The sequence below is a fragment of the Acidimicrobiales bacterium genome, assembly GCA_036399815.1.
Classification (GTDB): Bacteria; Actinomycetota; Acidimicrobiia; order Acidimicrobiales; family DASWMK01; genus DASWMK01.
This window is the reverse complement of sequence record DASWMK010000253.1, coordinates 1-9,127: the sequence shown is the minus strand read 5'-3', so window position 1 is coordinate 9,127 and position 9,127 is coordinate 1. Positions and strand designations below refer to the sequence as shown.

Here is a 9,127-nt window from a genome sequence, read left to right as displayed (position 1 = left end):
CGACGGCAAGCGACGAACGGTCGGCCCGCGGCGACGAACGGTCGAACCCGCCAGCCGGGCCGACAGCGGGCGGCGAACGACCGGCCCGCGGCGACGAACGGTCGAACCCGGCGCCGGCGGCGAGCGGTCAGGGGCGCCAGGCGCGGCCGAGGCCGAGGCGCTCGGGGGTGTGGAGGGTGAGCAGCTTGGTGCCGAGGTCGCCGGGGACCCGGCCGGCGGTCAGGCGGGACACCGCCACCATCGTGAGGAAGGCGAGCGGCACCGACCACGCCGCCGGCTGGGACAGCAGGGTGGCGGCCCAGCCGTGCCCGCCGTAGCCGCCCATCGTGAGGAGGATGGCGGCCGACGCCGACCCGCCGCCGAGCACCACCCCGGCGAGCGCCCCTGGCGCGGTCAGCCGCCGCCACCAGATGCCGAGCACGAGCAGCGGGCAGAACGACGAGGCGGCGATGGCGAAGGCCCAGCCGACGAGCAGGCTGATGTCGAACCGGGAGACGCCGAGGCCGAGGACAACGGCGACGGCGCCGGCGCCGACGGCCCCGGCCCGGAAGTCGGCGACCGTCCCCCGGAACACGTCGTGGGACAGCGAACCGGCCACCGACACGAGCAGGCCGGAGGCCGTCGACATGAACGCCGCGAACGCACCGGCGGCCACCAGCCCGCTGACCAACTCGCCGGCCAGGCCGCCGAGGACCCGGCCGGGGAGGACGAGGACGACGGCGTCGGTCTCCCCGGTCAGGTACAGGTCCGGGGTGTACAGGCGGCCCAGAGCCCCGTACACGGCCGGGAACACGTAGAACGCGCCCATCAGCAGCAGGACGATGACCGTCGTCTCCCTGGCCGCCCGCCCGTCGGGGTTCGTGTAGAAGCGGACGAGGATGTGGGGCAGCCCCATCGTCCCGAGGAACGTGGCCAGAATCAGCGAGTAGGTGGCGAACAGCGGGTGGTCCCGCTGGTCCTCCACGGGGCCGAAGGGCTGGGCCCACGACGTGCCCACCGAGCGGGGCACGTCCACGTGGTGCGGCACGGCCGCGCCGGCCGGGAACCGCACCGCCGTGCCCTTCCCGGCCCGGTGCTCGCCGGCGTCGAGCATGAGCCGGCCGTCGACCGCTCGGCCGTCGACCGAGCCGCGGGCGGTGACGGCGACGGGCTCGTCCACCCGGAAGGTGGCGGCCACGGTGAGGTCGACGGTGGTGGCCCGCTCGAACACCGGCGCGTCGGGGGTGGCGAGGTCCGGCCGGCCGTCGGCGTGGTAGTGCAGCAGGAGCACGACGGCGGGCACGCAGATGGCGGTCAGCTTCACCCAGTACTGGAAGGCCTGGACGAACGTGATGCCCCGCATGCCGCCGAGGGCGACGTTGGCCGTCACGACCGTGCCGACCACGATCACGCCCACCCAGTACGGCGCGCCGAGGAGCACGGACAGGGTCACCCCCGCCCCCTTCATCTGGGGCAGCAGGTAGAACCAGCCGATCAGCAGCACGAACGCCGTCGCCACCCGGCGCACGGCCAGCGAGTCGAGCCGGCCCTCGGCGAAGTCCGGGATCGTGTAGGCGCCGAAGCGGCGCAGCGGGGCGGCGACGAACAGCAGCAGCACCAGGTAGCCGGCCGCGTAGCCGACCGGGTACCAGAGCATGTCGACCCCGTACTTGAGCACGAGGCCCGCCACCCCGAGGAACGACGCCGCCGACAGGTACTCGCCGGAGATGGCCGACGCGTTCCACAGCGGCGGCACGGCCCGGGAGGCGACGAAGAAGTCCGAGGTCGTCCTGGCCACCCGCACGCCGTAGGCGCCGATCAGGATCGTCGCCGCGGTGACGAGGACGACGGCGGCGACCGGGATCACGGGCGGTCCACGAGGTCCACGAAGGCCGCCTCGTTGCGCTCGGCCTGGCGCACGTAGACGAGGGCGAGAACGACGAGCAGCGGGAACGAGAGGACGCCGAGCAGCAGCCAGGGCAGCGGCATGCCGGCCACCTCGAAGCGGGCCACGCCCGGGGCGACCGCGAACAGGACGGGCAGGCCGCCGAGGACGCAGGCGAACACCACGAACACGGCGAGGGCGAGGCGGAGCTGGGCCCGCACGAGCGTGCGGATGAGGACGTCGCCCACCGACGTCTGGTCGGCCAGCTCGGCCAGCGGGCGGGACGGGGCCCGGCGGCGCATGGCCGCCTCCGTGCGGGGGCTCATGACCGTCACCCGGCGGGGCTCGGTCACCGTGTCACCGGCCCTGGCGGCCCCGCATGAGCCGCTCCTTCAGGCCGCGGGTGTGGCGGCGGCTGACCGGGAGCTCCTTGCCGTCGACGACGACCACGTAGCCCTTGCCCGTCTCGGCCCTCACCTCGCTGATGTGGCGGACCGACACGAGGTAGCCCCGGTGGATGCGGAGGAACCCGGCACCCTCCCAGCGGGCCTCCAGGGTCGAGATCGGGGTGCGGACGAGGTAGGAGCCGTCGGGGGTGTGGAGGCGGGCGTAGTCGCCGGCGGCCTCGACGTAGCGGACGGCGTCGCGCTCGACGAAGCGGGTGCGGCCGGCGGTCTCGACGGGGATCAGGTCGAGGTCGTCGCCTTCGGCGGCGGCGGGCGCCGGGGCGGCCGGGGTGGCCCTGCGGGCGGCGACCCGGTCGAGGGCCTCCCGGAGGCGCTCCGGGCGGACGGGCTTGAGCAGGTAGTCGCTGGCCCGCAGCTCGAAGGCCTCGACGGCGTGCTCGTCGAAGGCGGTGACGAACACGACGGCCGGCGGGTGGGCGAAGCGCCCGAGCACGCGGGCCAGCCCGAGGCCGTCCAGGCCGGGCATGCGGATGTCGAGGAAGACGGCGTCCACGTCGTGGTCGTGCAGCAGGCGGAGGGCGTCGGTGGTGTCGGTGGCGGTGGCCACGACGGCGACGTCGGGCTCCTGGCGCAGCAGGAAGGCCAGCTCGTCGACGGCCGGCGGCTCGTCGTCGACGACCAGCACCCGGAGCCCGTCCCCGCCGGTCACGACGCCCGCACCCCGGCCCGGTACTTCGGCACCCGCAGGCACACCCGGGTGCCGGCGCCCGGCGCCGTCTCGACCACGAGGCCGAACTCGTCGCCGAACACCGTGCGGAGGCGCTCGTCGACGTTGGCCAGGCCGATGCGGCCGGCCTCGCCGTCGCCGGCCAGCTGGCGGCGCAGCTGCTCGGGGTCCATCCCCACCCCGTTGTCCTCGACGCTGATCCGGCACTCGCTGCCGGCGTCCTCGGCGGCGATCGTGATCCGGCCCGGCCCGCCCCGGCGCTCGATGCCGTGCCGGACGGCGTTCTCGACGAGCGGCTGGAGCACGAGGAACGGGAGGGTGACGGGCAGGACCTCGGGGGCCACCCGGAGGGTGACGGCGAGGCGGTCGCCGAACCGGGCCCGCTCGAGCAGCAGGTAGGCGTCGATGGCCCTCAGCTCCTCGGCCAGGGTCGTGAACTGGGCCTGGCTGCGGAAGCTGTAGCGGGTGAACTCGGCGAACTGGAGCAGCAGCTCGCGGGCCCGCTCGGGGTCGGTGCGGACGAACGAGGCGATGGCGGTCAGCGCGTTGTAGACGAAGTGGGGCGAGATCTGGGCCCGCAGCGCCCGCAGCTCGGCGGCCGCCGCCCTCGCCTCCGACTGGTCGAGGCGGCCGAGCTCGATCTGGGTGGCGACCCACTGGGCCACCTCCCCGGCCGCCCGGATGGTCCCCGCCTTCACCGACGTGCCCATCGCCGCCAGGGTGCCGACCACCGTGCCGCCGACCTCGATGGGCACGACCACACCGGAGCGGACGGGGCAGCCGACGTCGGCGCAGGCCAGCCGGCCGGGGTCGACGGCCACCGGCCGGCCGTCCTCGAACACCGGCCGGGCCAGGTCGGGGACGGCGGCGGCGTGGTGGGCGCCCTCGCCGTCCCAGGCGAGGACGTCGTCGCGGTCGGTGATGGCGATCGCCGAGCAGCCGAGCAGCCGGCGCAGCGACCGGGCCGCCCGGCCGGCGGCCGCCTCGGTGAGGCCGGCCCGGAAGTGGGGGGCGGCCTCGGACACGGCGTGGAGGACGTCGAAGGTCACCCGCTCGACGCTCGTGCCGAACTGGTGGCGGGCCCGGACGGCCCGCAGGAAGGCCAGGGCCGGGAGCGCCACGAGCACCACCACCGTGAGGCCGACCAGCAGGAGCCGCACCGCCGCGAAGCGTACGGGAGGGCGACCGGTCGGTGCTGGGACACGGCGGCCGGCCGGCGGCGCGCGAGTGTCGGGGGGTGGACCTCAACGTGGCGGTCGCGCTCGCGGCGGTCGCCGCCGCCGTCCCCGACCGGGAGGCGATCGTCGCCGGGGACCGCCGCCTGACCTGGGCCGAGGTCGACGAGCGGACGACCAGGCTGGCCGGCGCGCTCCTCGCCGCCGGCGTGGGCGACGACGTGGACGCCCGCCCCGGGGCCGGGCCGCCGTGGGCGTCGCCCCACGACCACGTCGGGCTCCTCCTCCACAACGGCCCCGCCTACCTCGAGTCGATGGTCGGGGCCTGGAAGGCGAGGGCCGTCGCCTTCAACCTCAACTACAGGTTCACCCCCGACGAGCTGGTCGAGGTGCTGGCCGACGCGTCCGCCGTCGCCGTCGTCGCCGGCGGGGCCCTCGTCGCCACCCTGGCCGAGGCCCTGCCCCGGCTCCCCCTCGTCCGCCTCGTCCTCCAGGTCGACGACGGGTCGGGCGCCCCGCTGCTCCCGGGCGCCGTCGACTACGAGGCGGCCGTCGCCGCCGCCACCCCCGACCGGCCGCCGGTCGACCCGTCCCCCGACGACCGCTACCTGCTCTACACCGGCGGCACCACCGGCCGGCCGAAGGGCGTGCTGTGGCGGCAGGCCGACTTCGTGGTCGGCTGCCTGGGCGTCGACCCGGCGGCCACGCCGGCCTCGCTGGCCGACGCGGCGCCCCACCGGGGCCGGCTGCGGGTGCTGCCGAGCGCCCCGTTCATGCACGGGGCCGCCCACTGGAACGCGTTCAGCGCCTGGCTGGCCGGCGGCACGGTGGTCGTCCAGGACCGCCCGGACCGCTTCGACCCCGCCGACGTGCTGGCCACGGCGGCGAGGGAGCGGGTGACGTCGCTGCTGGTGGTGGGCGACGCCGTCGGCCGCCCGCTGCTCGAGGAGGCCGGCCGGGGCGGCCACGACCTGTCCCACCTGCGCCACCTGCTCACCGGCGGCGCCGTCCTGTCGCCCTCGGTCAAGCGGGCCTGGGCCGAGCTCGTTCCCGGCCTCGGCGTGGTGGACCTGCTCGGCTCGTCGGAGGCCGGCCGCCAGGGCGTGAGCCGGACACGGGGCGGCGACCACCCGGTCGGCGGGCGGTTCTCGCCGGCCGGGGGCGCGGCCGTGCTGTCGGCCGACCGCACCCGGCTGCTCGCCCCCGGCGACCCCGAGCTCGGATGGCTGGCCACGAGCGGCCGGGTGCCGCTCGGCTACCTCGGCGACCCGGAGCGGACGGCGGCGACGTTCCCGGTGGTCGACGGCGTCCGCTGGGCCGTCCCCGGCGACCGGGCCAGGTTCGACGCCGACGGCACCGTGGTGCTCGCCGGCCGGGACGCGGCGACCGTCAACACCGGCGGGGAGAAGGTGTTCGCCGAGGAGGTCGAGGTCGCCGTCCGCTCCCACCCGGCCGTCGCCGACGCCGTCGTCGTCGGCCGCCCGTCGGAGCGCTGGGGCCAGGAGGTGGTCGCCGTGGTCGAGCCCCGCCCCGGCCACGCCCCGCCCTCGGTCGAGGACCTCCGGGCCTGGTGCGACGGCCGCCTGGCCCGCTACAAGCTGCCGCGGGCCGTCGTCGCCGTCGACCGGGTGACCCGCCAGCCGAGCGGCAAGCCCGACTACGCCTGGGCCCGCCGGGCGGCGGCCGGCGGGGCCGCGCCTACCTGACCGGGCGGGCCAGGGCGGCGACGAGGCCGACGAGGGCGAGGGCGGCGGCCACCCCGGCGGCCTTGAGGAGCGACCCGCCGCCGCTGCCCGCGGCCGCCAGGTCCACGAGGACGAGGCCGAGGGCCCCCGAGCCCGCCGCGGTGGCCACCAGCACGGCCACCCGGCGGCGGGCCAGGCCGGGCGCCACGACCAGCGGCCGCCTGGCCTCGAGCGACCACCACGCCGCCTCCAGGGCGAGCCACAGCGCCGGCCCGACGAGCGCGGCGTCCGCCCGCACCCCCGACCCCGACCCGAGCACCGACAGCGCGTAGGCGACGACCAGCAGGGCGCCGGCCGGCCCGATCCAGGCGCCGTAGCCGCCGAGCAGGCCGATCAGGAGGCAGGCGAAGGCCGCCGTCGCCGGCAGCGAGGCGAACCCGGCGAGGGTGGCGGCCTCGTCGACCGACCAGGCGCCGACGCCGGCGGCCAGCGCCAGCGAGGCGCCGGCCAGCAGGTGGGCCGGCCGGGGCGCGGCCTGGACGAGGCTCACCGGGCCGCCCACACCGGCGTGCGCCGCCACGCCAGCACGGCGGCCACCACCTCCTCGAGCGTGAGCCCCGGCGACCAGGGCACCACGACCACCCCCTGGCGCCGGAAGCGGTCCCGCAGCGCCTCCCGCTCCATCCGCCAGAACCGCTGGGCGACCGCGGCGATCGGGTCGCCGGCCTCGGGCACGTGGGGCTCGGGCGGGCACTCGATCACCACGAGGTCGACCGCCCGGGCCCGCAGGTCGGCCAGCGCCCGCACCGCCCTGGGGTCGAGCAGCGGGGTGAGGGCGACGACGAGCGCGTGCGGGGGCAGGCCCCGCACGGGCACGACGTCGATGGCCTTGTCGGCGTAGCTGAACACGACCTGGGTGTCGAGCAGGGCGTCGGCGATGCGGTGCAGGTGGACGAGGCCGTTGCCGGGCTGGAGCCAGGACACGACGCCGCCGAAGCCGACCAGCCCGACCCGGTCGTGGGCGGCCAGGTGGCGGGTGGCGAGCGACCAGGCGGCCGCCACCACCTGGTCGAGCGTGCCCGGCCCCGAGGCCCCGCCGCCGACCTCCTCGAACGTGTCGAGGAACAGCACCACGTCGGTGTTGCGCTCGGGGCGGCGCTGGGTGACCCACAACTCGCCCCGCCGCGCGGAGGCCCGCCAGTTCACCGCCCGGAAGTGGTCGCCGGGGGCGAACGGCCGCAGGTCGGCGAACTCGATGCCGTCGCCCCGCTCCAGGGCGACGTGGCTGCCGGTGAACACCTGCATGGTGGCCGGGCGGATCAGCGAGCGCAGCCGGGCGGCGGCCGGGTGGACCCGGAGGACGCCGTCGACCACGGCCTCGCCCTCGGCCACCAGCATCCCGCCGGCGCCGAAGGCCCGCAGCGCCAGCCGCCCGGGGCGCACGACCCCCCAGCGCCGGCAGCGCAGGGTGAGGTCCAGGCGGACGGGCCGGCCGGCGGGGACGGCGACGACCCGGCGGGCGCCGCCCACCACCTCGAGCGCCGCCGGCACGGAGACCGTCACCTCCAGCCAGGGCACGCCGGCCGGCGCCACCACCTCCACGGCGAGGCCGACCTCGTCGCCCTCGACGGCGCGCTCCCGATCGGCGGTGACGGTCGCGGCGAGCACGGGCGGGCGGCCGGCGGCCAGGCCGAGCACGGCGGCGACGAGGAAGGGGACGGCGACGGCGGCCAGCTCGGGCCGCCCGATGGCGACGGCGGCGACCAGCGCGCCGCCGCCCACGGCGACGTGGACGGCCAGGCGGGGCGTGGCCCGGGGGACGAGCCGGGCCTCGCCGCTCACGGGCGGGGCGGCAGGGCCCGCTCGGCCGCCGGGACGGGGACGGCGGCCAGGCAGGACCGCACCACGTCGTCCCGGCTGGTGCCCCGCACCCACAGCTCGGGGCGGAGGATCAGCCGGTGGGCGAGGGCGGGCACGGCCACCGCCTTCACGTCGTCGGGGGTCACGAAGTCCCGGCCGGCCAGCGCCGCCCTGGCCCGCGACAGCTTGAGCAGGGCGACCGTGCCCCTCGGGCTGGCGCCCACCTGCGTGGACGGGCTCGTCCTCGTCGCCGTGACCAGGGCGACGAGGTAGTCGACGATCGGCTCGGCCACGTGGACCTCCTCCACGGCGGCCTGCATGGCGAGCAGGGTCGGGCCGTCGACCACGGGCCGGAGCACGACGTCGTCGGTCCCCCTCGCCATCCGGGCGACGAGGATCTCCCGCTCGTCGGCCGGCGACGGGTAGCCCATGGCGACGCGCAGCAGGAACCGGTCGAGCTGGGCCTCGGGCAGCGGGTAGGTGCCCTCGAACTCGACCGGGTTCTGGGTGGCGAGCACGAGGAACGGCCGCTCCAGCCGGCGGGTGACCCCGTCGGTCGTCACCTGGCGCTCCTGCATGGCCTCGAGCAGCGCGGCCTGGGTCTTCGGCGGCGCCCGGTTGATCTCGTCGCCGAGGAGCAGGTTGGTGAACAGCGGGCCGGGCCGGAAGTCCAGGTCGCCCGTGCGGGGGTCGTACACCGACGAGCCGCTGACGTCGGACGGCATGAGGTCGGGGGTGAACTGCACCCGGGTGAAGGCGAGGTCGCAGGCCGCCGCGAACGAGCGGGCCATCAGCGTCTTGGCCAGGCCGGGGAGGTCCTCGATGAGCACGTGCCCGTCGGCGAGGAGGCCCATGAGGACGAGAGTCAGCGGGTCGCGCTTGCCGACGACCGCCCGCTCGACCTCGTCGAGGATCGCCGCCGACCGCCGGCCGACCTCGTCGAGCGACATCGGCCCGGTCACGCCAGGCCCTCGATGGCGTCGGCGGCCGCCGTCACGTCGGCGATCGGCACCCCGCTCGACCAGCGGTCGGGCACGACGGGCGGCCAGGCGAGGCGGGCGGCGACGGGGCCGACGGCGTCCTCGGCGGCCCGCCGGTCGAGGTCGGGGTCGATGCCGGCCGCGGCCAGCCGCTCGCCGGCCAGGGCGGCGAGGCGGGGCCCGAGCCGGGCGGCGGCCGCCCTCCCGTCCTCGGTGGCCGTCGACACCAGCCCGATCCACTGCCCGAGGCCCTCCGGCACCGGGCCGTCCGGCGGGCGCCGGCGGGGGGCGACGAGCGCGGGCGACCGCCAGGCGGCGGCGTCGCAGCGCTCCGACACCCCGCGGACGACGGCCACGAGCGCCATGCCGCCGACCAAGGCGAGGTGCACCTCGATGGCCACGTGCTGGTGGAGGCCGGCGTGGAAGGCG

The 9,127-nt window shown here is 77.2% G+C and carries 9 protein-coding genes; 1 reads left to right on the top strand and 8 read right to left on the bottom strand.

Going from position 1 to position 9,127, the window contains the following annotated elements:
- Positions 1-127: 127 nt before the first annotated feature.
- Genes VGB14_19155 through VGB14_19140 form a run of 4 tightly spaced genes read right to left on the bottom strand, consistent with a single transcriptional unit; the run spans position 128 to position 4,158 of the window.
- Entirely contained in the window at positions 128-1,846 is a 1,719-nt protein-coding gene (locus VGB14_19155; GenBank protein ID HEX9995051.1) for a cation acetate symporter, read from the bottom strand.
- Positions 1,843-2,217, bottom strand: coding sequence for a hypothetical protein (locus VGB14_19150; protein ID HEX9995050.1), 375 nt, complete (start codon positions 2,215-2,217; stop codon positions 1,843-1,845). The genes VGB14_19155 and VGB14_19150 overlap by 4 nt, the downstream gene beginning before the upstream one ends.
- A gap of 4 nt (positions 2,218-2,221) precedes the next feature.
- A complete protein-coding gene (locus VGB14_19145; protein HEX9995049.1) occupies positions 2,222-2,980 on the bottom strand; it encodes a LytTR family DNA-binding domain-containing protein in 759 nt (252 codons plus the stop codon).
- Positions 2,977-4,158 carry a histidine kinase gene (locus VGB14_19140; GenBank protein HEX9995048.1) on the bottom strand — a complete coding sequence of 394 codons (1,182 nt, stop codon included), beginning with the start codon at positions 4,156-4,158 and terminating at the stop codon, positions 2,977-2,979. The genes VGB14_19145 and VGB14_19140 overlap by 4 nt, the downstream gene beginning before the upstream one ends.
- 77 nt (positions 4,159-4,235) lie before the next feature.
- On the opposite strand from VGB14_19140, the gene VGB14_19135 reads away from it, so the two are divergent.
- Positions 4,236-5,879 carry an AMP-binding protein gene (locus VGB14_19135; protein HEX9995047.1) on the top strand — a complete coding sequence of 548 codons (1,644 nt, stop codon included), beginning with the start codon at positions 4,236-4,238 and terminating at the stop codon, positions 5,877-5,879.
- On the opposite strand, the gene VGB14_19130 is transcribed toward VGB14_19135, so the two are convergent.
- The 4 genes from VGB14_19130 to VGB14_19115 all read right to left on the bottom strand — a co-directional run.
- Positions 5,872-6,408, bottom strand: a complete 537-nt coding sequence (locus tag VGB14_19130; GenBank protein HEX9995046.1) for a hypothetical protein — start codon at positions 6,406-6,408, stop codon at positions 5,872-5,874. The genes VGB14_19135 and VGB14_19130 overlap by 8 nt on opposite strands.
- On the bottom strand, positions 6,405-7,700 hold the full coding sequence (locus tag VGB14_19125) for a DUF58 domain-containing protein (protein HEX9995045.1): 1,296 nt from the start codon (positions 7,698-7,700) through the stop codon (positions 6,405-6,407). The genes VGB14_19130 and VGB14_19125 overlap by 4 nt, the downstream gene beginning before the upstream one ends.
- Entirely contained in the window at positions 7,697-8,680 is a 984-nt protein-coding gene (locus VGB14_19120) for a MoxR family ATPase (GenBank protein HEX9995044.1), read from the bottom strand. Before VGB14_19120 ends, VGB14_19125 begins: the two co-directional genes overlap by 4 nt.
- A partial coding sequence (locus VGB14_19115; GenBank protein ID HEX9995043.1) for a hypothetical protein occupies positions 8,677-9,127 on the bottom strand: 451 nt, incomplete at its 5' end. The genes VGB14_19120 and VGB14_19115, both read right to left, overlap by 4 nt.